The sequence below is a fragment of the Amycolatopsis ultiminotia genome (assembly GCF_039536925.1).
Taxonomy (GTDB): Bacteria; Actinomycetota; Actinomycetes; order Mycobacteriales; family Pseudonocardiaceae; genus Amycolatopsis; species Amycolatopsis ultiminotia.
On sequence record NZ_BAAAZN010000004.1, the window covers coordinates 1 to 22,418 of the forward strand.

General features: G+C 68.9%; 19 protein-coding genes. 16 read left to right on the forward strand and 3 right to left on the reverse strand.

Annotation, left to right across the window (positions count from 1 at the left end):
- From ABD793_RS10465 to ABD793_RS10520, 12 genes are all read left to right on the forward strand, one after another.
- On the forward strand, positions 1–3,653 hold a 3,653-nt coding region (locus ABD793_RS10465), incomplete at its 5' end, for a type I polyketide synthase (RefSeq protein ID WP_425548680.1).
- A 9-nt stretch (positions 3,654–3,662) separates the two neighbouring features.
- Positions 3,663–4,445, forward strand: a complete 783-nt coding sequence (locus ABD793_RS10470) for an arylamine N-acetyltransferase (protein WP_344858143.1) — start codon at positions 3,663–3,665, stop codon at positions 4,443–4,445.
- 17 nt (positions 4,446–4,462) lie between these two features.
- The gene (locus ABD793_RS10475) at positions 4,463–4,651 is read left to right on the forward strand and encodes a hypothetical protein (RefSeq protein WP_344858144.1); all 189 of its coding nucleotides are present in this window, start codon (positions 4,463–4,465) and stop codon (positions 4,649–4,651) included.
- Positions 4,648–5,715 (forward strand): 3-dehydroquinate synthase family protein, encoded by a 1,068-nt coding sequence (locus ABD793_RS10480; RefSeq protein WP_344858145.1) that lies wholly within the window; start codon positions 4,648–4,650, stop codon positions 5,713–5,715. The genes ABD793_RS10475 and ABD793_RS10480 overlap by 4 nt, the downstream gene beginning before the upstream one ends.
- Positions 5,712–7,076: a 3-deoxy-7-phosphoheptulonate synthase gene (locus ABD793_RS10485; RefSeq protein WP_344858146.1), complete on the forward strand. Its 1,365-nt coding sequence runs from the start codon at positions 5,712–5,714 to the stop codon at positions 7,074–7,076. The genes ABD793_RS10480 and ABD793_RS10485 overlap by 4 nt, the downstream gene beginning before the upstream one ends.
- 13 nt (positions 7,077–7,089) lie before the next feature.
- Positions 7,090–7,902, forward strand: coding sequence for a shikimate dehydrogenase family protein (locus ABD793_RS10490; protein ID WP_344858148.1), 813 nt, complete (start codon positions 7,090–7,092; stop codon positions 7,900–7,902).
- A gap of 199 nt (positions 7,903–8,101) precedes the next feature.
- On the forward strand, positions 8,102–9,268 hold the full coding sequence (gene rifK, locus ABD793_RS10495) for a 3-amino-5-hydroxybenzoate synthase (RefSeq protein WP_344858150.1): 1,167 nt from the start codon (positions 8,102–8,104) through the stop codon (positions 9,266–9,268).
- Entirely contained in the window at positions 9,265–10,341 is a 1,077-nt protein-coding gene (locus tag ABD793_RS10500; protein ID WP_344858153.1) for a Gfo/Idh/MocA family protein, read from the forward strand. The genes rifK and ABD793_RS10500 overlap by 4 nt, the downstream gene beginning before the upstream one ends.
- Before the next feature lie 11 nt (positions 10,342–10,352).
- On the forward strand, positions 10,353–11,051 hold the full coding sequence (locus tag ABD793_RS10505; protein WP_344858155.1) for an HAD-IA family hydrolase: 699 nt from the start codon (positions 10,353–10,355) through the stop codon (positions 11,049–11,051).
- Between the two features lie 4 nt (positions 11,052–11,055).
- Positions 11,056–11,967, forward strand: coding sequence for an ROK family protein (locus ABD793_RS10510; RefSeq protein ID WP_344858158.1), 912 nt, complete (start codon positions 11,056–11,058; stop codon positions 11,965–11,967).
- An 88-nt stretch (positions 11,968–12,055) separates the two neighbouring features.
- Complete coding sequence (locus ABD793_RS10515) at positions 12,056–12,829, forward strand: PIG-L deacetylase family protein (RefSeq protein WP_344858160.1); 774 nt, start codon at positions 12,056–12,058, stop codon at positions 12,827–12,829.
- Between the two features lie 110 nt (positions 12,830–12,939).
- On the forward strand, positions 12,940–14,466 hold the full coding sequence (locus ABD793_RS10520) for an MFS transporter (protein WP_344858163.1): 1,527 nt from the start codon (positions 12,940–12,942) through the stop codon (positions 14,464–14,466).
- Positions 14,467–14,511: 45 nt separating this feature from the next.
- Here ABD793_RS10520 and ABD793_RS10525 read toward each other — a convergent pair whose 3' ends face one another.
- On the reverse strand, positions 14,512–15,693 hold the full coding sequence (locus ABD793_RS10525) for a cytochrome P450 (protein ID WP_344858165.1): 1,182 nt from the start codon (positions 15,691–15,693) through the stop codon (positions 14,512–14,514).
- Between the two features lie 306 nt (positions 15,694–15,999).
- On the opposite strand from ABD793_RS10525, the gene ABD793_RS10530 reads away from it, so the two are divergent.
- Genes ABD793_RS10530 through ABD793_RS10540 form a run of 3 tightly spaced genes read left to right on the forward strand, consistent with a single transcriptional unit; the run spans position 16,000 to position 18,632 of the window.
- Positions 16,000–16,761, forward strand: a complete 762-nt coding sequence (locus tag ABD793_RS10530) for an NAD-dependent epimerase/dehydratase family protein (protein ID WP_344858167.1) — start codon at positions 16,000–16,002, stop codon at positions 16,759–16,761.
- Between the two features lie 33 nt (positions 16,762–16,794).
- Positions 16,795–17,847, forward strand: coding sequence for an aldo/keto reductase (locus tag ABD793_RS10535; RefSeq protein WP_344858169.1), 1,053 nt, complete (start codon positions 16,795–16,797; stop codon positions 17,845–17,847).
- Between the two features lie 17 nt (positions 17,848–17,864).
- On the forward strand, positions 17,865–18,632 hold the full coding sequence (locus ABD793_RS10540) for a class I SAM-dependent methyltransferase (RefSeq protein ID WP_344858172.1): 768 nt from the start codon (positions 17,865–17,867) through the stop codon (positions 18,630–18,632).
- 37 nt (positions 18,633–18,669) lie between these two features.
- Here ABD793_RS10540 and ABD793_RS10545 read toward each other — a convergent pair whose 3' ends face one another.
- A complete protein-coding gene (locus tag ABD793_RS10545) occupies positions 18,670–19,647 on the reverse strand; it encodes a 5'/3'-nucleotidase SurE (RefSeq protein WP_344858174.1) in 978 nt (325 codons plus the stop codon).
- Positions 19,648–19,695: 48 nt separating this feature from the next.
- Entirely contained in the window at positions 19,696–20,841 is a 1,146-nt protein-coding gene (locus ABD793_RS10550) for a glycosyltransferase (RefSeq protein ID WP_344858176.1), read from the reverse strand.
- 363 nt (positions 20,842–21,204) lie between these two features.
- Here ABD793_RS10550 and ABD793_RS10555 point away from each other — a divergent pair, with 363 nt between their 5' ends.
- A complete protein-coding gene (locus tag ABD793_RS10555; protein ID WP_344858178.1) occupies positions 21,205–22,386 on the forward strand; it encodes a cytochrome P450 in 1,182 nt (393 codons plus the stop codon).
- Positions 22,387–22,418: the final 32 nt, after the last annotated feature.

Consider the following 22,418-nt stretch of genomic DNA (forward strand, 5'->3'; position numbering starts at 1 on the left):
GTTTTGCGGTGATGGTGGGTTTGGCGGCGGTGTGGTTGTCGGTGGGTGTTGAGCCGGATGTGGTGGTGGGGCATTCGCAGGGGGAGATTGCGGCGGCGTGTGTGGCGGGTGTGTTGTCGTTGGGGGACGCGGCGCGGGTGGTGGCGTTGCGTAGTCAGGTGATTGCGGCGGAGTTGTCGGGGTGTGGGGGTATGGCGTCGGTGGCGTTGGGTGAGGACGAGGTGGTTGGGCGGCTGGAGCGGTGGGGTGGTCGGGTGGAGGTGGCTGTGGTGAATGGTCCTTCGTCGGTGGTGATCGCGGGTGATGTTGAGGCGTTGGATGAGGTTGTGGGTGTGTTTGAGGGTGAGGGGGTTCGGGTTCGTCGGGTGGCGGTGGATTATGCGTCGCATTCTCGGCAGGTGGCGGAGGTCGAGGGCAGGCTTGTTGACGCGTTGGCGGGGGTTGAGGCGCGGGCGCCGGTGGTGCCGTTTTATTCGACGGTGACTGGTGGTTGGGTGGAGGACGCTGGTGTGTTGGATGGTGGGTATTGGTATCGGAATTTGCGTTCTCGGGTGCGGTTTGGTCCGGCGGTGCTGGATTTGCTCGGTCAGGGTTATCGGGTGTTTGTGGAGGTGAGTGCGCATCCGGTGTTGGTGCAGTCGGTGAGTGAGGTGGTTGAGGGTGATGTGGTGGTTGTGGGGTCGTTGCGGCGTGATGACGGTGGTCTGCGGCGGTTGCTGACGTCGATGGCCGAGCTGTTCGTCGAGGGCGTACCGGTGGAGTGGGGTGCTGTCTTGCCGGAGGCGGTTGGGCGGGTGGATTTGCCGACGTATGCCTTTGACCACCAGCACTACTGGCTCCAGCCCACCGAATCGGCGACTGATGCTGTGTCATTGGGACTGGCCGGGGCGGATCATCCGATGCTGGGTGCGGTGATGCAGTTACCGCAGTCCGACGGTCTGGTGTTGACCTCGCGCCTGTCCCTGCGGTCGCACCCTTGGCTGGCTGATCATGCGGTCCGCGGCGTCGTGATCGTGCCGGGGACCGGATTGGTGGAGTTGGCGGTGCGGGCTGGTGACGAGGCCGGTTGTGCGGTGTTGGACGAGTTGGTGATCGAGGCGCCGTTGGTGGTCCCGGAGCGTGGTGGGGTTCGGGTCCAGGTTGCGGTGGGCGCGCCGGGTACGAACGGTTCGCGCACAGTGGACGTGTACTCCCAGCGCGAAGAAACCGCTGGTGCGGACGCGTGGACTCGGCACGCCACCGGAGTACTGGCGCCCGCAGGCAAGCCGGATCGTGGCGGCGCCGAATTCGACTTCACTGCTTGGCCGCCGGCCGATGCGCAGCCGGTGGACATCAGCGGCGCCTACGGCGTGCTCGCGGAGGTCGGGTACGGGTACGGACCGGTGTTCCAGGCTGTGCGGGCGTTGTGGCGGCGTGGCAGTGGTGCAGACGCCGAGATCTTCGCCGAGGTCGCGATGCCCGAGGAACAGCGCAAGGAAGCCGGCCGGTTCGGCATCCACCCCGCGCTGCTGGACGCGGCACTGCATTCGACGATGGTGAACGCAGCGTCGGCCGTCGGCGATGGCGAGGCGGACGAGCAGGAATTGCGGTTGCCGTTCGCGTGGAACGGGTTGCGATTGCACGCGGCCGGTGCGTCGGTGTTGCGGGTGCGCGTGGCGAAACCCGAGCGTGACGCACTGTCGCTCGAGGCTGTGGACGAGGCCGGTGGTCTGGTCGTGACGATGGATTCGCTGGTGGGCCGTCCGGTGTCCAATGAGCAGCTGGCGACGGCAGCGGGACCGGCGCACGCGGGTTCGCTGTTCCGGGTCGACTGGACCACACAGTCCGGTGTGGACACTGGACTGCCGGTGCCGTCGTGGGTGCCGGTGGAAACTGCGGAGCAGGTCGCGACGCTGGCCGACGACGTGCTGTCCGGTGCCGATGCCCCGGCGCTGGCCGTGCTGGACGCCGTCGGCGTTGACTCGCCGTTGGCGTTGACGTCGCGGGTGTTGGACGTGGTGCAGTGTTGGTTGGCGGGTGTTGGGTTGGAGGGGTCGCTGTTGGTGGTGGTGACTCGGGGTGCGGTGGGTGCTGGTGGTGGTGTGGTGGGTGATCCGGCTGGTGCTGCGGTGTGGGGTTTGGTGCGTGCGGCGCAGGCGGAGAATCCGGGTCGGATTGTGTTGCTGGACCTTGACCCGGCGGCGGCTGCGGCTGCAGGCGCGGAGTCGGCGGATGCCGATGCCGAGTCCGCTGGCGCGGCGGCGGGTGTCGGTGCGGAGTCCGTTGACCCGGGGGCGGCTGCCGGTGCGGAGCCCGTTGACCCGGCGGCGAGTGTCGGTGCGGAGCCCGTTGACCCGGCGGCGAGTGTCGGTGCGGAGTCCGCTGACCCGGCGGTGGCTGCGGGTGCGGAGTCGGCTGGCGCGGCGGCTGCGGGTGCGGAGTTCGTGCTCGGTTCGGTGCTGGCGGCGGGGGAGCCGCAGGTTGCGGTGCGTGCAGCGGGCCTGTCCGTCCCGCGTCTTGCGCGTGCTGCTCCGACGGATTCGCCCGCTGTGTTCAGTTCCCGCGGAACGGTTCTGGTCACGGGCGGTACCGGGTCGCTCGGGGCGCTGGCGGCCCGGCACCTGGTCGAACGGCACGGCGTGCGGCAGTTGCTGCTGGCCAGCCGGCGGGGTCTGGCTGCCGAGGGTGCGCAGGAACTGGTTGCCGACCTCACCGCCCAGGGTGCGGAGGTCGCGGTGGCGGCCTGCGACGTGTCCGATCGGGAGCAGGTGGCGGCCCTGGTGGCGACCGTGCCGGAGGAACACCCGCTGACCGGTGTGGTGCACACAGCCGGCATTTCGGACGCCGGGGTGATCGGGACTGTAGTGCCGGAACAGCTGGCCGAGGTGTTCGCGCCGAAGGTGGATGCTGCGCGGCACCTCGACGAACTGACCCGCGGCATGGATCTCGACGCCTTCGTCGTCTACTCCTCGGTTTCATCGGTGTTCATGGGTGCCGGCAGCGGTAGTTACGCGGCGGCGAACGCCTTCCTGGACGGGTTGATGGCCCAGCGGCGCGCGGCGGGCCTGCCGGGTCTGTCACTGGCGTGGGGTCTGTGGGACCAGAGCACCGGCATGGCGGCCCAGACCGACGAGGCCACCCGGTCCCGGATGAACCGCCGTGGTGGCCTGGTGGCGATGAAACCCGCAGAGGGCATGGCACTTTTCGACGCCGCCCTCGGCTCGGAGCAGGCGTTACTGGTACCGGCCAAGCTGGACCTGCCCGGATTGCGCGCCGGTGCGGCAGGGGGCACCGAAGTGCCGCCCTTGCTGCGCGGACTGGTGCGGGCGGGCAGGCAGCAGGCCTACACCGTGGGCAGCGCGGAGCGTGCGCAGTTGACCGACCGGCTGGCCGGGCTCACCCCGGACGCGCAGGCGAAGGTCCTGCTCGACCTGGTGCGGGCGCAGGTGGCTGCGGTGCTGGGCTACCACGGCGCCGACCGGATCGACGAGGACCAGGGGCTGTTCGAAATCGGTTTCGACTCGCTCACCGCGATCGAACTCCGCAACCGGCTTCGCACCGTCACCGAACGGAAAATCGCGCCCAGTGTCGTCTTCGACCATCCGACGCCGAGGCTGCTTGCCGCGCATCTGCACGAGCTGCTCCAAACGGCCACCGCGGCGATCTCGGTCTGAAAGAAGGTGATGAATGTGTTCGACGTGAGTACCTACCTGCAGCGGATCGGTTGCGACGGAGAAACCGGCGTGAACATCGAGACGTTGCGGAAGCTGCAGAAACGTCACCTCATGGCGATTCCCTACAGCAGCGTCACCTACGAACTCCGGGACGCGATCAACGTCGTCGAAATCGATGACGATGCCGTCTTCGAGACCAGCATCGCCGAGGGCAGGGGCGGCGCCTGCTACCACCTGAATCGGCTTTTCCACCGGCTCCTGCGCGAACTGGGCTACGACGTCACGCTCATCGCGGGCAGTACCACCGAAGGCAGGGAAACCTTCGGAACCGACATCGAGCACATGTTCAACCTGGTCACCCTGGACGGCGGGGAATGGCTGGTGGACGTGGGTTACCCCGGCCCAGCCTGCCTCGAACCGCTGCCGGTCTCGGCCGAGGTGCAAACCCAGTACGGAAGCCAGTTCCGGCTGGTCGAACGCGAATCCGGATATGCACTGCAACGCCGGGGCGCGGTCACCCGCTGGAGCGTCGTCTACACCTTCACGACGAAACCCCGCCAGTACCGCGACTGGAAGGAACTGGAGGACAACTTCCGGGAGCTCGTGGGGGACCCGGAACGCACCGACACCCAGGAAATCCTGTGCGGCAGGGCCACCGAGAACGGGCAGGTCTTCCTGCGGCAGCGCCGGTACCTGGTGGTCAGCAACGGTCGCGAGCAGGTGCGCACGATCACCGATGACGACGAGCACCGGCGGTTGACGGCCGGCATCCTGTCCGGCGATCTCGGCTGAACCAGAAAGGGAAACCGATGGCGAACAAGGACGGTCTGTTCGCGAGGCTCACCAGCTTCTACAAGACCGCAGATGGGCAGCACGACATCCCGCACCTCTATTTCTTCTACGGCGGCGAATACCTCCACTACGGCGGTGATCCGGTGCCGAGGATTCCCGAATTCCCGTCGTGGACCTCGCGAGAATCCCGGGAGAAGGCGCCGTGAGAACCACGATTCCGGTGCGCTTGGGGGAGCGTTCCTACGACGTGCTCGTCGGGCCGGGGGTGCGCACCTCGCTAGCCGAGGTCATCGAACGGCTCGGTGCCAACCGGGCCGCCGTCGTGTCGGCCCGTCCGGAGGAATGGGTACCGGACACCGGTGTGCCGACGCTGCTGTTGCCTGCCCGCGACGGTGAACCGGACAAGCGACTGTCCACAGTGGAGTCACTGACCGGCGAGTTCGCGCGCTTCGGGCTCACCAGATCGGACGTCGTCGTGTCCTGTGGCGGGGGCACGACCACCGATGTGGCCGGACTGGCGGCCGCGCTGTACCACCGGGGCGTTGCGGTGATCCACTTGCCCACTTCCCTGCTCGCCCAGGTGGACGCCAGCGTCGGCGGGAAGACCGCGGTGAACCTGCCTGCGGGTAAGAACCTCGTCGGTACGTACTGGCAGCCCAGCGCGGTGCTGTGTGACACCGACTACCTCTCGACGCTGCCGCGGCGGGAGATGCTGAACGGTCTCGGCGAGATCGCCCGCTGCCACTTCATCGGTGCACCGGACCTGCGGGGGCTGCCGTTGGCGGAGCAGATCGCGGCGAGCGTGACCCGCAAGGCGAGCATCGTGGAACAGGACGAGCGGGACACCGGGATGCGGCACCTGCTCAACTACGGCCACACACTGGGCCACGCGCTGGAGATGGCAACCGGTTTCGCCCTGCGGCACGGCGAGGCGGTGGCCATCGGCACGGTCTTCGTGGGAAGGCTGGCGGGTGCGTTGGGCCGGATCGATCAGCGGCGGGTGGACGAGCACCTGGCGGTCGTCCGCCACTACGGCCTGCCCGCTGCGCTGCCCGCCGACGTCGAACCTGCGGTCCTGGTCCGCCAGATGTACCGGGACAAGAAGGCGATCGCCGGATTGGCCTTCGTCCTGGACGGACCCGAGGGCGCGGAGCTGGTGCGCGATGTGCCGCCCGAGGTGGTCACGCGCGTCCTCGACCGGATGCCCCGCGAAAGCCTGGAAGACCTCGTCGGCACGCCCGCCCCGGCAACCGATGCGGCGCCGGTATGAAACGACTCGGAAGCCAGTGCGGTGAGCCGGCCGGCGCACTGCACTCCCGCGTGGTGGACCGGACGCTGGCCGGTCGGCTGAGCGCGGCGTTGGCCCGGCCTGCCGCGCAACAGCCGGACTGGCCGGACCCCGAGCGGGCGGGTGCGGTGATCGGACTGCTGCACGACGCCGAGCCGATCGTGACGCCGGACGAGACGGCGCGGCTCTCCGGCCGGCTGGCGTCGGTCGCCCGTGGGGAGGCATTCCTGTTGCAGGGCGGTGACTGCGCGGAGACCTTCGAGGGCAACACCGAACCGCACCTGCGGGGCAATCTGGGCGTACTGCTGGAGATGGCCGGCGTGCTCGCCGACGCAGCCGGGCTGCCGGTGGTCAAGATCGCCCGGATGGCCGGGCAGTACGCCAAACCGCGGTCCAGCCCCGTCGACGCGCTGGGGCTGCCCGTCTACCGCGGCGACATCGTGAATTCCCCGGAGCCGACGGCCGCGGCCAGGACACCCGACCCCCAGCGGATGCTGATGGCGCACGCCAACGCAGCTGAGGCGATGAACCTGGTCCGCCGGTTCTGCGCCGGTCGCATGGCCGAAGCTGTGCTGCCGCAACGAGACCTGGTCCGTGTCGCGCAGTCCGGTGCAGACCGTGCCGCACCGGTCGAACCGCGTTTTGCCGACGGCGACGGGGGATCGCCCCCGGACGAGTTCCACGTGAGCCACGAGATGCTCCTGCTCGACTACGAACGAGCCGTGTTGTGGGCAGACGGGCGTGGTCCGCGGGCGCGGTTGTCGAGCGGGCTGGCGCACTTCCTGTGGATCGGTGAACGCACCCGTCAGCTCGACGGCGCTCATATCGCGTTCGCGGAGCTGCTGTCCAACCCGATCGGACTGAAGCTGGGGCCGAGCGTAACCCCGGAACAGGCCGTCGAATACGTGCGCCGCCTCGATCCGCACCGAACGCCGGGGCGGCTGACGCTGGTCAGCCGGATGGGGCACCGTCGCGTCCGCGAGGTGCTGCCGCCGATCGTGGAGAAGGTGGCCGCCTCCGGGCACGAGGTGATCTGGCAGTGCGATCCGATGCACGGCAACACCCGGACCTCGCGCAACGGCTACAAGACCAGGCATTTCGACCAGGTGGCCGACGAGATCGCCGGCTTCTTCGAGGTGCACCGGCGGCTCGGCACCCATCCCGGTGGCCTGCACGTCGAGGTGACCGGCGAAGACGTGACGGAATGTCTCGGTGGTTCCTCGGAAATCTCGGAAGCCGACCTGCCTGCGCGCTACCGGACCGCCTGCGATCCGCGGCTCAACGCCGAGCAGTCGGTCGAACTCGCGTTCTCCGTCGCGAAGATGCTGCGTGGTCAGGCGTAGCGGAAAGGCAGCGATGACCGGAACACTTCCCGCAGTGCCGATCAGCGGCACCACCCGGCTCTACGTCGTGCTGGGTGATCCGGTTGCCCAGGTCCAGTCGCCCGCACTGCTGAACCCGATCTTCGCGAAACTGGACCTCGACGCGGTGCTGGTTCCGGTGCACGCCAAGCCGGAATGCCTCGAACAGGTCGTTGCCGGGCTGCAGTGCATCGGCAACCTCGACGGGATTTTCGCCACCGTGCCGCACAAAGCGGCCTTGGCCGGGCTCGCCGATCGGGCCGGCCGGATGGTGGAGATCACCGGGAGCGCCAACGCACTCCGGCGGGAAGCCGACGGCAGCTGGTACGCGGAGAACTTCGACGGCACCGGTTTCGTGGCCGGGCTGACCGAGGCCGGGCACGATCCGAAAGCACGGCGGGTGGCACTCGTCGGCGCCGGTGGTGCGGGCAGCGCGATCGCGGCCGCGCTGCTGGCGGCGGGTGCCGACGAGCTGTCGGTGTGCGATCCGGACACCGCGAAACTCAACCGGCTCCGGTCGCGCCTGGATGCGCACTGGCCGGGCCGGACGCACACCTCGGCCGAACCGCATCTCGACGGTGCCGACATCGTCGTGAACGCCACGCCGCTCGGGCTGGCTCCGGAGGATCCACTGCCATTCCGGCCGGCGCGGGTGCCCGCCGGCGGCGTGGTCGCCGACATCATCATGAAACCGCGGGAAACCCGGCTCCTGCGCGAGGCCGCGGCACTGGGCCACCCCGTTCATCACGGAATACACATGCTCGGCGGACAGCTGGACTCCTACCGCGATTTCTTCGGTCTCGGCTGAGTGCGCCGACGACTACCAAGCCGGGGGATGTGTGCCGGCGCAGGCCAACCATACTCTGGTCAAGACGCGGACGTACGTATTCTCTCGATATCGCGGCAGCAACTCGTGTCAAATGCCGATATCCGATCCGTTCCGGTGACGGAACGGTTGTTTCATTCGACCTTTCCTGAATTCGATCCAAGCGGAGATGCGGAGAAACATGAACGCGCGACAGGCACCGGAATTCCCCGCGTGGCCGCAGTACGACGACGCCGAGCGGGACGGCCTGGTCCGCGCGCTCGAACAGGGTCAGTGGTGGCGGATGGGCGGGGACGAGGTGAACTCCTTCGAACGCGAGTTCGCCGGCCACCACGGCGCGGCGCACGCGCTGGCGGTCACGAACGGCACGCACGCACTGGAACTCGCACTGCAGGTCATGGGCGCCGGACCGGGCACCGAGGTCATCGTGCCCGGCTTCACTTTCATCTCCTCTTCCCAAGCGGCCCAACGGCTCGGCGCGGTGACGGTACCGGTGGACGTCGACCCGGACACCTACAACATCGACCCGGACGCAGTCGCGGCCGCGATCACGCCGCGCACCAAGGTGATCATGCCGGTGCACATGGCCGGGCTGATGGCGGACATGGACGCACTGGCGAAGATCTCCGCGGACAGCGGTGTGCCGCTGCTGCAGGACGCCGCGCACGCGCATGGCGCGCGCTGGCAGGGAAAGCGCGTCGGCGAACTGGGCAGCATCGCCACGTTCAGCTTCCAGAACGGCAAGCTGATGACCGCGGGCGAGGGCGGCGCCGTGGTGTTCCCCGACGGCGAGAGCGAGAAGTACGAGACGGCGTTCCTGCGGCACAGCTGCGGCCGTCCCCGCGACGACCGCCGGTACCTGCACCGGATCGCCGGGTCCAACATGCGGCTCAACGAGTTCTCCGCGTCCGTGCTGCGGGCGCAGCTGGCCCGCCTCGACGCGCAGATCGCACTGCGCGACGAGCGCTGGGCGCTGTTGTCCCGGCTGCTCGATGCGATCGACGGCGTCGTGCCGCAGGGTGGCGACCTGCGCGCCGACCGCAACTCGCACTACATGGCGATGTTCCGCATTCCGGGGATCAGCGAGGATAAGCGCAACGCGCTGGTCGACACCCTCGTTGCCGCCGGGCTGCCCGCGTTCGCGGGGTTCCGCGCGATCTACCGCACCGACGCGTTCTGGGAGACCGCCGCTCCGGACGAGAGCCTGGCCGCGATCGCGCAGCGCTGTCCGCACACCGACGCCCTCAGCCAGGACTGCATCTGGCTGCACCACCGGGTGCTGCTCGCCGGGGAGCCGCAGCTGCACGCGACCGCCGAGATCATCGCCGATGCCGTGGCGAAGGCATGAGCGTCCGGGTCGCGGTGGTCGGGCTCGGCTGGGTCTGCCGGGAGCTGTGGCTTCCCCTGCTGCGTGAACACGCCGACTTCGAGGTGGTCGCCGCGGTGGACGCGGACCCGGCCGCGCGGCAGGCGTTCACCAAGGCGACCGGCATCGCCACGCATTCCTCGGTGGCCGCACTCAGCGCGCGGGAGGTCGACCTCGCGGTGGTCGCGGTGCCCAACCACCTGCACACCGAAGTGGCAGGCGCACTGCTCGCCGGTGGGATCTCCGTCTTCCTCGAAAAGCCGGTGTGCCTGACCTCCGACGAGGTCGACGTCCTCGCCGCGGCGGAACGCAGTGGCGGAATGCTGGTGGCAGGCAGCGCCGCGCGGTACCGCGGTGACGTCGAGGCGTTGCGGCAGGTCCTGCCGGAGCTGGGCGACATCCGGCACGTCACCCTCGGCTGGGTCCGGGCGCGTGGCGTGCCGCGGGCGGGCGGCTGGTTCACCCAGCGCGACAAGGCAGGCGGGGGAGCGCTGTTCGACCTCGGCTGGCACCTGCTCGACACGCTCGCGTTCCTGCTCGGCCCGGCCGCTTTCACCCGGGTGATCGGCGTGACGTCGGACGACTTCGTCAACGCAGGCGGCTGGCGTGCGGCGTGGCGGGAGGACGAACCCGACGCAGGCACCGCCGACGTGGAGGACACCGCTCGCGGCTTCCTGGTCCGCGACGACGGCATCGCGGTCTCCCTGCGGGCGAGCTGGGCCTCGCACGAGGCGCGGGACGTTTCCCTGATCAAGGTCGAGGGCAGCGCCGGTACCGCGGAACTGAGGTGCACCTTCGGTTTCAGCCCCAACCGGGAACCCGAGCCGGTGCTGACGGTGACCAGTGAAGGCACCACCAAGCGGCTTGCGTTGCCTGTCGAGCGGATCGGGGTCGAGTACACCCGGCAGCTGGCCGGTCTCGCCGGGGTGCTGGCGGAGCCCGCCAACCGTGGCAAGGCCATCGCCGAGGCCCGCCCCATCGTCCAGCTGATCGAGAACTTCTACGCGTCCGCGGGCACGGCGGGTGCCCGGCGCGCGGAGCCTGCGTACCAGTAGAGAGGTGCTCCATGGCATTCCCGATCGTCGACCGACCTGCTGCCGAGGCCGATCCCTCGGCGTCGGTCCGGCATGCGGTCATCTTCGACCTCGACGGGGTGGTCGTCGACAGCTTCGCGGTGATGAGCGAGGCCTTCGCCATCGCCTACGCCGAAGTCGTCGGTGCCGGACCCGCACCGTTCGAGGAGTACCGGCACCACCTCGGCCGCTACTTCCCGGACATCATGCGGATCATGAACCTGCCGCTGGAGATGGAGGAGCCGTTCGTCCGCGAGAGCTACCGCCTTGCCGACCAGGTGAAGGTCTTCGACGGCATCACCGAACTGCTGCTGACCCTGCGGGCCCGCGGATTGCGGCTGGCGATCGCCACCGGCAAGAGCGGGCCGCGGGCACGATCCCTGCTCGACCGGCTCGGCCTGCTCCCGTTCTTCGCGCACGTGATCGGCTCGGACGAGGTCGACCGGCCCAAGCCTGCCCCGGACATCGTGCGGCATGCGTTGCGCCTGCTGGACGTTCCGGCCGAACGGGCCATCATGGTCGGCGACGCGCCGACCGACCTGGCCAGTGCGCACGGCGCCGGGGTCGCCTCTGCTGCCGCGCTCTGGGCGCCGCCGGACGACGTGGGCGAACTGCTCGCCGGCCGGCCCGACGTGGTGCTGCAGCATCCGGCCGACCTTCTCGCGCTCTGCCCGTCGGTGCCCGCCCGCTGACGTCGTGGTGCTGCCGCACTATCTCGGCATCGACGTCGGGGGCACCAAAGTCGCCCTCCGGGTCGAGACCGACGCCGGTTGTGTCGACGAGATCGCGTTCCGGTGGGGGCCCCGGCTCGGCGCCGCACAGGATCTCGCCCAGCTCGGCGACCAGATCGCGCAGCTGCGGGCGAGACTCGGCGGGCCACTGCGTTCGGTGGGTGTCGCGATGCCCGGCACGGTCGGAGCGGACGGCCGGATCACCGCATGGCCCAGCCGTCCGGAATGGACCGGACTCGACCTGGATGCGTCGCTGCGTGCGCTGCTGCCCGAAGCGGCGCTCGCCTGGGCGGACGACGGCGACCTCGGCGCGCTCGCCGAGGCCGATGCCTCGAACTGTGCCGATGTGCTCTACCTCGGGGTGGGCACCGGGGTGGGCGGTGGCCTGGTCCTGCGCGGCGCGCTGTGCCCCGGGCTCGGCCGCGGTTCGTTCGAGATCGGGCACCTGATCGTCGAACCGGGTGGTGCGCAGTGCGTGTGCGGCCGCCGGGGATGCCTGCAGGCAATCGCCTCCGGACCGGCCACGCTGCGTCGTGCGCAGCAGCTACGGGGTGCGGCCGTGCCGTTCGACGAGCTGCGGCATGCGTTGAGCGACAAGCAATCCTGGGCCGTCACCGCGGTCGGGCAGACGTGCAGTGCGCTGGCCGCCGCGGTCACCGGTGTACAGGAACTGGTGCACCCGCAGCTCGCGCTGATCGGCGGCGGCTTCGCGGCAGGCCTGCCCGGGTTCGTCGGAAAGGTGTCCGGTCACCTCGCCGAGCTGGCCCGTCCGGGCCACCCCCCGCTGCCGGTGCGGCCGGCCACGCTGGGTGGCCTGTCCTCGCTGCGCGGCGCGGTGGCACTTGCCCGCTCGATCGCATCCGGGAAACCGGCGTGAAGACGGTGCCGGATGCGTGGCCGCCGGCCCCGATTTACTGCTCACTTGCGGGATCCACGCTGCACTTCGCTTGCGTAGGTTCGCCCGCATGGGCACTCTCGTTTCCTTTCACGCACACCCCAATGACGACACCACCACCTGCGGTGGCGTGCTGCGCAAGGCACACGAGGACGGTCACCGCGTCGTGCTCGTGCTCGCCACCCGCGGTGAACTGGGCTACGAGCCGGCGGGCTTCCTCGACGACGGCGAGGACCTTGGCCACCGCAGGGCGATCGAGGCCACGGCGGCCGCCGACGTGCTCGGCGTCGACCGGATCGAGTTCCTCGGCTACACCGATTCCGGGATGGCCGCCGTGACCGCAGGCGGCGCCGGCACCACGTTCCGCACCGCGGACGTCGAGGAAGCGGCGGCGAAGCTCGCCGCGATCCTCCGCGAGGAGAGCGCGGACGCGCTGACCGTGTACGACGAGAACGGCACCTACGGCGACCCCGACCACATCCAGGTGTACCGCGTCGGCACGCGGGCGGCCGAGCTCGCGGGAACGCCGAGGGTCTACCAGTCGACGCTCAGCCGCGAGCACATCCGGGCGAACCAGGCCGAGTACGCCGAGAGCGCCGGTGTCGAGCTGCCCTCGGGGCCGGAGTTCGGCACCCCGGAGGCGGAGATCACCTGCCGGGTCGACGTCTCCGCCTACACCGAGTACAAGCGCAAGGCGCTGCTCGCCCACGCGAGCCAGGTCACCGAGCAGTCGAGGCTGTTCACGGACCTGCCGGAGGAGAGGTTCCGGTCCATGTTCGGCACCGAATGGTTCATCCGCGCAGGCCAGGGTCCCGGAATCACCGAGACGGACCTGCTGGGATAAGTGCCGGCCGAGCCCGTGACCGGGACGCCGGTCGACCGGGACTGTCTGCTGTACCAGAACTTGTAGTACGCGCTACCGGGGAGTTCTCTTTGCGAAACGCGCACGCCACGGTGACCGAGACCCGAAATCCGCGGCGCTGGCTGATCCTTGGCGTCATTTGCCTGGCGCAGGTCGTCGTCCTGCTGGACAACACCGTGCTGAACCTCGCGATCCCCAAACTGACCGAAGATCTCGGCGCGACGACCGCCGACGTCCAGTGGATGATCAACGCGTATGCCCTCGTGCAGTCCGGGCTGCTGCTCACCGCCGGCGGCCTCAGCGACCGGTACGGCCGCAAACGTTCATTGCTCATCGGGCTCCTGCTGTTCGGTCTCGGCTCGCTGGCCGCGGCTTTCAGCCAGTCCGCCGTCCAGCTGATCGCGGCAAGAGCAGGCATGGGCATCGGCGGCGCGCTGCTGACGACCACCACGCTGGCCGTGGTCATGCAGGTCTTCGACGGCAGGGAGCTGCCGAAGGCGATCGGGTTGTGGACCGCGGTCAGCTCACTCGGCTACGCCACCGGCCCGCTGATCGGCGGGGTACTGCTCGCGCACTTCTGGTGGGGTTCGATCTTCCTGATCAACATCCCGGTCGCGCTGCTCGGGTGGCTCGCGGTGGCGAAACTGGTGCCGGAATCGAAGAACCCGGAGGGCGAGCATCCCGATCTGATCGGCGCACTGCTCTCGACGATCGGCATGGTCGGGGTCGTCTACGCGATCATTTCCGGTCCAGGGCACGGCTGGGGATCCGCCAACGTCCTGGTCGCGGCCGGAGTGGGACTGGTCGCGCTGGCTGTCTTCGTGCGGTGGGAGCTGCACGTCCCGCACCCCATGCTGGACGTGGGGCTCTTCCGCAACCGCCGGTTCAACGGGGCGATCGCCGGTGGTCTGCTGGTTGCCTTCGGGATGGGCGGCTCGATCTTCCTGCTGACCCAGCAGCTGCAGCTGGTGCTCGGCTACGGCCCGCTGGAGGCCGGTCTGAAGACCGCTCCGCTGGCGCTGGTGGCTGTTGCGCTGAACGTGGCAGGACTCGGCGCGAAACTGCTCGAAAAAGCCGGCACCGCCATGACGATCACCATCGGAATGGTGCTGAACGCGAGCGGTCTCGCCGCAGTGGCGCTGCTCGGCACGGCCGGGCGCGGGTACGAGTGGATGTTGGTGGGCCTGCTGGTCATGGGCAGTGGCATCGCGTTGGCCATGCCTGCCATGGCCAACGCCGTCATGAGCGCGATCCCGCCTGCGAAAGCGGGGTCGGGAGCGGGGATCCAGGGCACCGTGAGCCAATTCGGCAGTGGGCTGGGCGTCGCTGTGCTCGGCGCCGTGCTCAACTCGCGGTTCGCCGCGTTGCTGCCGGTCGGGATCGGCGCCGGTGCGGCGGGTTCGCTGTACGAAGCGCTCGCCGCCGCACCTACTCCGGAGCTGAAAGCACAGGTGCACAACGCCTTTGCCGACGGGGTGCGCGACAGCCAGCTCATCGGTGCACTGGCCGTTGTCCTCGGTGGCTTGCTTGCCGGTCTGCTGTTGCGCCGTGCCGCCAGGTCGGATGCCGCGGCAGCGCTGCCGGCGGAGTCCGGCCGGGGGTCGCGCTCCGGTTCCTGAGCGCGGCACCCGCGGCCGGGCGCGCTGCTCAGCGATCGGTGCCGATCAGGAGGGGCCGATCAGGAGGGGGAGCCGATCGATTCCGGTCATGATGGCGATGTCCCTGAACGTCGGAACGTCCGCGGGGTCGGTGCGCAGGTTCGGGAACCGGTCCAGCAGCAGGTTCAGCGCGATGCGGCCTTCGGCCCGTGCCAGCGGAGCGCCGAGGCAGAAGTGGATACCGCGGCCGAAGGAGAGGTGGTGGTTGGGGTCACGAGCCGGATTGAAGGTGTACGGGTCCGCGAACGCGCGTTCGTCGTGGTTGGCGGCCGCGAGCCACACCATCACCACCTCGTCGGCCGGGATGTGCTTCCCGCCCAGCTCCACGTCTTCGGTGGTGACGCGCGAAAGGGCGGTGAACGGCGGCATCATCCGCAGGGATTCCTCGATCACGCTCGGCAGCATCGAACGGTCGGCACGTGCCTTTGCCTGCCATTGCGGGAATGCATCCAGGCAGAGCACCGCGTTGCCCAGCAACATGGTCGTGGTCACGTATCCGGCCAGCAGCAGCACGAAGCCGAAGTTCACTACCTCGGCATCGGTGAGGTGTTCGCCGTCGACCTCGGTCTCCACGAGCTTGGTGAGCAAGTCCTCGCGCGGTCGCACCCTGCGCTCGGCAACGTGCTCACCGATGTAGCGGAGCACTTCGGCAGCCCCGCCCAAGATCTCCTGCGGTGTCTGCTCGCCTTCGGCGACCGAGACCTCCTGGTGGTCCCGGAACATCATGTCCACCCACTGCTGGAACAGCGGGCGGTCCGCACTCGGCACGCCAAGCAGTTCGGCGATGACGATCAACGGCAGCGGGTAGGCCAGTTCCTGGACCAGGTCGAACTTGTCGCGCCCGCAGACGCGGTCGAGCAGTTCGCCGGTCAGCTCGGCGATCCGCGGTTCCAGCCCCACCACCGATTTCGGCGTGAACACCCGGCTCACCATCTTGCGGAGCCTGGCGTGCGGCATCCCGTCCATCTGAAGAAGATTCGCCACGTTGATCCGCGAGTCGACGGCGATCTTGCGCTGGATCTCCGACGAGAACACCGAGGGCGTGTTCAGCACCTGCAACGACTCCGCGTGGCCGTAGACGCCCCACACCTTCGTCGCCGGATTGAACGCGACCAGCTCGGGCGGGCTCTCCCCGCGCAGCCAGAACTGCGAGGGGTGCGCCCCCCGGATACCGGCGACTGCGACCATTTTGTTCTCCTCCGGATGCACTCGATTCGAAACCGCCTGAGAGCACGACCAACGGATCGCCACCACGCGGTGACCGGCATCCAAGCTTGGCTTCCGTTCGTGCCCGGGACATCCCTCGTCCTGGTGGCATTGCCAAGTACGGTCCCGCCGCGCGGCGATGTCCCCCGGCTACCCACGTTGGTGATGTCTTCGACCAGCGATCTGGGCAAGACTGATGATCCGGGAAACTGCCGCCGGTAAGACGTCGCCTGCCGAGTGACGGGGCCGTTCCGGCACTGTGTTGCCGGCGTTGACGAAGGAGTTCCGATGGAGGTCAGGGGAAGCGGCTTCCTCGCTGCCAACCTTGCGCCGCTTGCGGACTCCCATCCAGCGGTCGTGGCCGCCGCCTTCGGGGTGTCGATTGCCGCCGGGATTCCCGAAGCCGATTTCGCCAGGGAAGCCGACCGGCTGTACGAGCTGATCTCCCATTGTGTGCAGCGGCAGGAAAAACTCGTGTTCTTCTCCACCGCGTCGGCGGCCATGTACGCGGTGCCGGGGAAAGCGGGGGAGGAGGACGGCCCGGTTTTCCCTTCGACCGCATACGGCAGGCACAACCTGGCTCTGGAAGCGGTTCTCGCTGCCTCCCCCGTCGACTACCTCGTCCTCCGGCTGACCCATGTGGTCGGTCCGGCGCAGCATGCGCAGATGCTGGTGCCCAGCCTGGTGCGGCAGGTCCGGTCGGGCGCGGTGCGGCTCTACCGCGGCGCACGACGGGACCTCATCGACGTCGCCGACCTCGTCACGGTCGTGGACCGGCTGCTCACCGCGGGGGTCCGCCGCACCGTGGTCAACGTCGCCTCCGGAAGGGCCGTGCCCATCGAAGCGCTCGTGGACCACGTCGAAGCCGAACTCGGGGTACGGGCGGATCGCGAATACGTCAGCGACGTGGCGCACCAGCCGGTGTCCGTTGCCCGATTGCACCGGCTCGTGCCGGAGATCGCCCGGATCGGCCGCGAAGACTACTACCGGCGAGTGCTCAGCAAGTACCTCTGGGAGTACGCCGGTGACAAGACGGCCGTGACCGGTTAAGCACCCGCCCTCGACACCACAGGGACGACCTCCATGACATTCGCCGTTGACGCCAAGCGACAGCCCGGTGAGGCAACGCTTGACCGGCTCGAGCGCGACCGGTTCTACACGCAGCTGGGCCGGACCGGCCTGCGGATCAGCAGGCTCGCGCTGGGAACCGTGAACTTCGGCGGCAGGGTCGAGGAGCCCGAAGCCCGCAGGCTCATGGATCACGCACTGGCGCGCGGCATCAACTTCGTGGACACCGCGAACACCTACGGCTGGCGGGTCTACAAGGGACACACCGAGGAAGTCATCGGACGGTGGCTGGCGGCGAGCCCGTCGCGGCGCGACGAAGTCATCCTGGCCACCAAGGTCGGCAACGAAGTCGGCCCCGGTCCCAACGACCACGGCCTTTCGGCCCGGCACATCATCGCCGCGTGTGAGGCGTCGTTGCGGCGGCTCGGCACCGATTGGATCGATCTCTACCAGATGCACGTGGTCGACCACACCAGCAGCTGGGACGAAGTGTGGCAGGCGATGGAACAGCTGGTCGGCCAAGGCAAGGTCCGGTACGTCGGCTCGTCCAACTTCGCCGGCTGGAACCTCGCCGCGGCACAGGAGTCCGCCCGGAACAGGAACTTCCTCGGAGTGGTGGCCGAACAGTGCGGGTACAACCTCGTGACGCGGTTCCCCGAGCTGGAGGTGCTGCCTGCGGCGCAGGCATACGGCATCGCGGTGCTCGTCTGGTCTCCGCTGCACGGTGGACTGCTCGGCGGCGTCCTGCGCAAACTGGCCGAAGGGACCGCGGTCAAGTCCGCGCAGGGCCGCGCGGCGGCCACATTGGACGGCTGGCACGACACCATCGCGGAATACGAACGGTCCTGCCGCGAAATCGGCAGGGATCCCGCCCAGGTCGGGCTCTCCTGGGTACTGTCCCGTCCGGCGGTGACCGGTGTGGTCATCGGGCCGCGTACCGAAGAACACGTCGACGGCGCGATCGAAGCACTGGAAAAACCCCTGTCCGAGGCGGAAATCGGCACGCTCGACGACCTGTTCCCGCCGGCAGGCGGGGGCGGTCCGGCACCGCAAGCCTGGATTTCCTGACGTCGAAGGGAAAGCTCATGCCCGAACACAAGAACCCGCGAATCCTGCCGCATGAATCAGCGCAGGAAAAGGACGTGCGGGAGCGGCTCACGAAACTGCTGACCGAGACGCCGATACCGCCGGTGTACCTGATCGACAACCTTCCGGTGTACTTGCGCCGTCATCAGCTCGCCGACCTGCTGACGATGGATGCGCTCTACCGGGAGTTTCTCGAGATCCCCGGGGTGATCATGGAATTCGGCGTCCTGCACGGGCGTCATCTGGCGACTCTCGCCGCACTGCGTGGTATTCACGAGCCGTACAACTCCTTCCGCCGGATCATCGGTTTCGACACCTTCACCGGGTTCCCCGACCTCTCCGAGCTCGACCAGGTGAGCCCGAGTGCGGCCGTCGGCCGGTTCGCGGTCCCCGAGAACGAGGTGGACCACCTGCGTGAGGTGCTCGCCGCGCACGAAGCGGGCGATCCCGTCTCGCACGTCGAGCGGACCTTCGTCGTACAGGGAGACGTCCGGGAAACCGTCCCTCGCTACCTTGCGGACAACCCCGAGACGGTCATCGGCATGGCCTTCTTCGACCTCGACCTCTACGAGCCGACCCGTGAGGTGTTCGAAGCGATCCGTCCGCATCTGGTCAAGGGCAGCGTCATCGCCTTCGACGAGCTCGGACACCCACGGTGGCCCGGCGTGACCACCGCACTGCGCGAAACGCTTGGTCTCGAGAAGCTGCGGTTGCGGCAGCTGCCGCACCGGGAGCAGCCGGTGATCTACGCGAAATGGGGCGAATGACCGCTCGTGCGAGCTTGCGCCGCCCCGGGTCCCGCGGTCAGGGCAGGTCTGCGGGGTGGCGCCGGTCGACGGCCACCGCCGACACGCTCACGTACCCGTCGAGCAGGGCTTTCGTGTCGCTGTCTTGTTCGAGTTCCGGCGGTGGCGTCACCGGGTTGTAGGACAACTGGTACGTCCCGTCGCCCGCCGCCGTGTAGGTCACCCAGCCTTGTGCGACCCGTCCGACTGAGGTCCAGCGCACCGGCGAAGGCCCGGAGCCGGCCTGGACGTCCGGTTGGTTGATGTTCAACAGGACCTTGTCGTGCATGACCGACCACAGATGAGGTGAACTGAGGAGCCGGATGGTCACATCGGCGGCGGCCTCGTAGGTCTCATCCGGTGGCGGTGGCGCGACACGGGTACCGGCACTGACCGCGGCGGCGGCCACACCCCGCTCGGCGGCAGCCGTGGCGGCGCCGAGCGTGCCGGATGCGTTGACCTCGACATCGGTGTTCGGACCGGCGTTGATCCCGGAGAGGACCAGGTCCGGTCCCTGCGGCCAGCCGAGGCGTTGTGCCGCCACCGCGGTCAGGCCAAGCTCGACCGCGTCCGCCGGGGTGACCGATTGGCTGTCGGGACCACAGGGTGCGCTGCCCTGGCACACTCCCAGCGCCAGCCCGTGCCCCGGTGCGTTCGCGCAGTCGGAGGAGAACTCGGCAGGTACCGCGGGCGGTGCGGTGGCCGACACCGAAGCGGCGCCCGAGGAGGACCGGCTTTTCCTGCCCTGTGACGCCCACGGCCCGACGATCGCCACGTCGGCTCCGGCACCGCACAAGGCGTGCCGGAGCATGTACAGCCCTCGCCCGTCCGATCCGTCGGGCTTCGCTGCCTGGACCGAATCGTCGTTGACCAACAGGATTTTCTTGCCCGCCAGGGAGACCGGCGGTTCATCCCGCGGGGCGGCCTGCGCGGGTCCGGCCACCGCGGACAGGACCACCGTCGCGGTGACCGCGACTCGCAAAGCCTTGGACCGCATCGCTACCTCCCGATCGGGATCGTCTTCGTGGCTGCTGCGGTGTGCTGCCTACGCTGCGCGGACGAGCCATTCGATCCGGCGGACCACCTCGGAGGGCAGTGGTAACCCGGCGATCTCCTCGGCCAGTCCTGCCGCGGCTGCGGCGTAGCTCGGATCGGAGAGCAGCTCCTGGCAGCTCTTGGCGATGAGCTCGGTCGTGGCCTGTTCGGGGGAGAGCGTCAGCGCGGCGCCTGCCTCGACCAGGCTGCGTGCCATCTCGGTCTGGCGGAACTGTCCGGAATCGGGGATCAGGATCTGCGGTACTCCCCGGCTCAGCGCCGTCATCATCGTGCTGCCGCCGCTCTGGTGCACCAGAACATCGCAGGTGGGGGTGAGGACGTCGAGCGGGGCCCAGCCCACGTGGATGTCTTCGGCAAGGCGTTCCCGCAGGACCGGGGTGGCCGCGGCGGGGACCGCCACCGCCACTTCCGCGTCGGCGGCGGCGACGTTCTCGACGATGCCTTGGACGAAGTCGTACTGGTCGTAGTCCGCCACGCTCGTCCCGATGGTGACCCCGATCCGGGCGTCCGCGCCCTTGGTGTACATCCACGGTTCCATCCGGCACTGCGCGTTGCCCGGGATCCACCGCATCGCCTGCGCCGGCTTGGCATCCGGTGCGCGCAGGCTCGGCGGCGTGATGTCGATCATCAGGTCGGGTTCGGGAAGGCCGTCGAAGCCCAGCTCCGCCAGCTCCTCGCGCAACTGGTGTGCCGCACCGCCGTCGAACAGCTTCGTGGGGTGGATGTCCCAGCCCTGCCGCACGTACGGGACACCGAGGCGGGCCGCCAGCAGCGGTGCGCTGTAGGCGAGCATGCCGCCGATGACGACGTCCGGGTGCCAGCTCTCGGCGAACGCGAGCAGGGCGTCGAGCGGCTTGGTTTCGATCAGCGCGAACCACCGGCCTGCCATGTACTCGCGGTCGACGGCGTCCTCGGGCACCCCGCCCAGTCCGGCGTCGGCGACCATCTGGTGCCTGGTCAGCCCCGGCTCCATGACCGGAAGGGCGGGCAGCCCCGCCGCGGCGATGACCGGGATCACGTCGTCGTCGGCGGCGGTCACCATCACCTGGTGCCCCGCGTCCCGCAGCGCGGTCGCGAGTGAAACGTGCGCGAAGAACGTCGACGGGGCGAGCCCGGAGAGAATGATGACCTTCACAGCGTCCTCCTGCCGGCACTCTGCGCCGGCTGGTTCACGGGCTTCGCCCGCACCGTGACGGGCCTGTCCTGGCGGATCGGCAATCGGGCGATCCGCCGGGTTTGCGCGGGCGCGCTGCGGCGCCGCTGCGAACGGTAGCGAAGGGGCGGCCGGGCGGACATCCCTCAACCTGATAGGACCTGGTCGCCGCCGGACGTGCCGGTCGTCGGCTGCCGCTCTACCAAACCGGGGGATGTCGGGTGGCTCCGGTCCGGCTAATCTGACGTGCGGAAATGAGATATCGCGGGCGACCCGGGAACTGCCGGCGAACGCGCAGGCGTGCCAGGTATTTCGTGCTCGATTTCATTCCGGGGGTTGGCATACATGACCGGTGCAATTTCCTTCGACACCAACGAGCTGCACGTCTGGATACGGGGGGAACGGCCGCAGGCGAGGGTCTGGTTCGACGAGGACACCGGCATCCAGCACGTGTACGGGCATCGCGAGGCAATGGAGGTCATGGGGGATCCGGTCACCTTCTCCAGCGATTTCCAGCGCCTGTTCCCGACCAAGTTCAAGTTCGGGAAGGACCTGACCGACGGGAACATGGTCCGGATGGATCCGCCGGAACACAGCAAGCTGCGCAAGATCGTCAGCCACGCGTTCACGCCGCGGGTCATCGCCGACCTGGAGCCGCGCATCGCCGCGCTGACCAACGAGTTGCTGGACGAGGTCGCCGAGCACGACCGGATGGAACTGGTGGACCGGTTCGCCTACCCGCTGCCGGTGATCGTGATCGCCGAGCTGCTCGGCGTCCCGGCGTCCGACCGGGCCTGGTTCAAGCAGCTGATGCGCACTGAGCTGGAAAGCGCCCGGGACGCACTGGTCGATTTCGAGAGCGAGCTGGAGCGGCGGATCGCCGACATCCGGCAGATCCGTGCCTACTTTGCCGAGCACGCGGCCGAACGGCGTCGCGCCCCGCGGGCCGACCTGCTCACCAGGCTCGTCGAGGCCGAGGTGGACGGCGAACGGCTCAGCGACGACCAGGTGGTCAACTTCGCCAACCTCCTGTTGATCGCCGGGCACATCACCACGACGTCGATGCTCGGCAACACCGTTCTGGTGCTCGACGACAACCCCGCCCAGGCCGCTCGGGTCCGCGCGGACCGGACGCTGGTGCCGGGTGCGATCGAGGAATCGCTGCGGCTGTACCCGCCGTTCCAGCGGATTCTCCGGACCACCATGCGCGACACCGAGATCGGCGGGCACCGGATCCCGCGTGACCGGCTGGTCTCGGTGTGGCTGGGCGCGGCCAACCGCGACGAAAGCGTTTTTTCCGATCCGCACGTGTTCGAACCTGCCCGCGATCCCAATCCACATCTCGCCTGGGGGCGCGGCGTGCACTTCTGCCTCGGCACACCGCTGAGCAGACTGGAGGGCCGGATCGCGCTGAACATCCTGTTCGACCGCTATCCGAAGTTGCGCACCGATCCGCAACGACGGCCGACCTTCCTGCCCTCCCCGGATTTCACCTCGGTGCGGGAACTGCCGGTCCTGCTCCGGTAGCAGTGCCACCGACGGACGGCACCGGCAGCCGG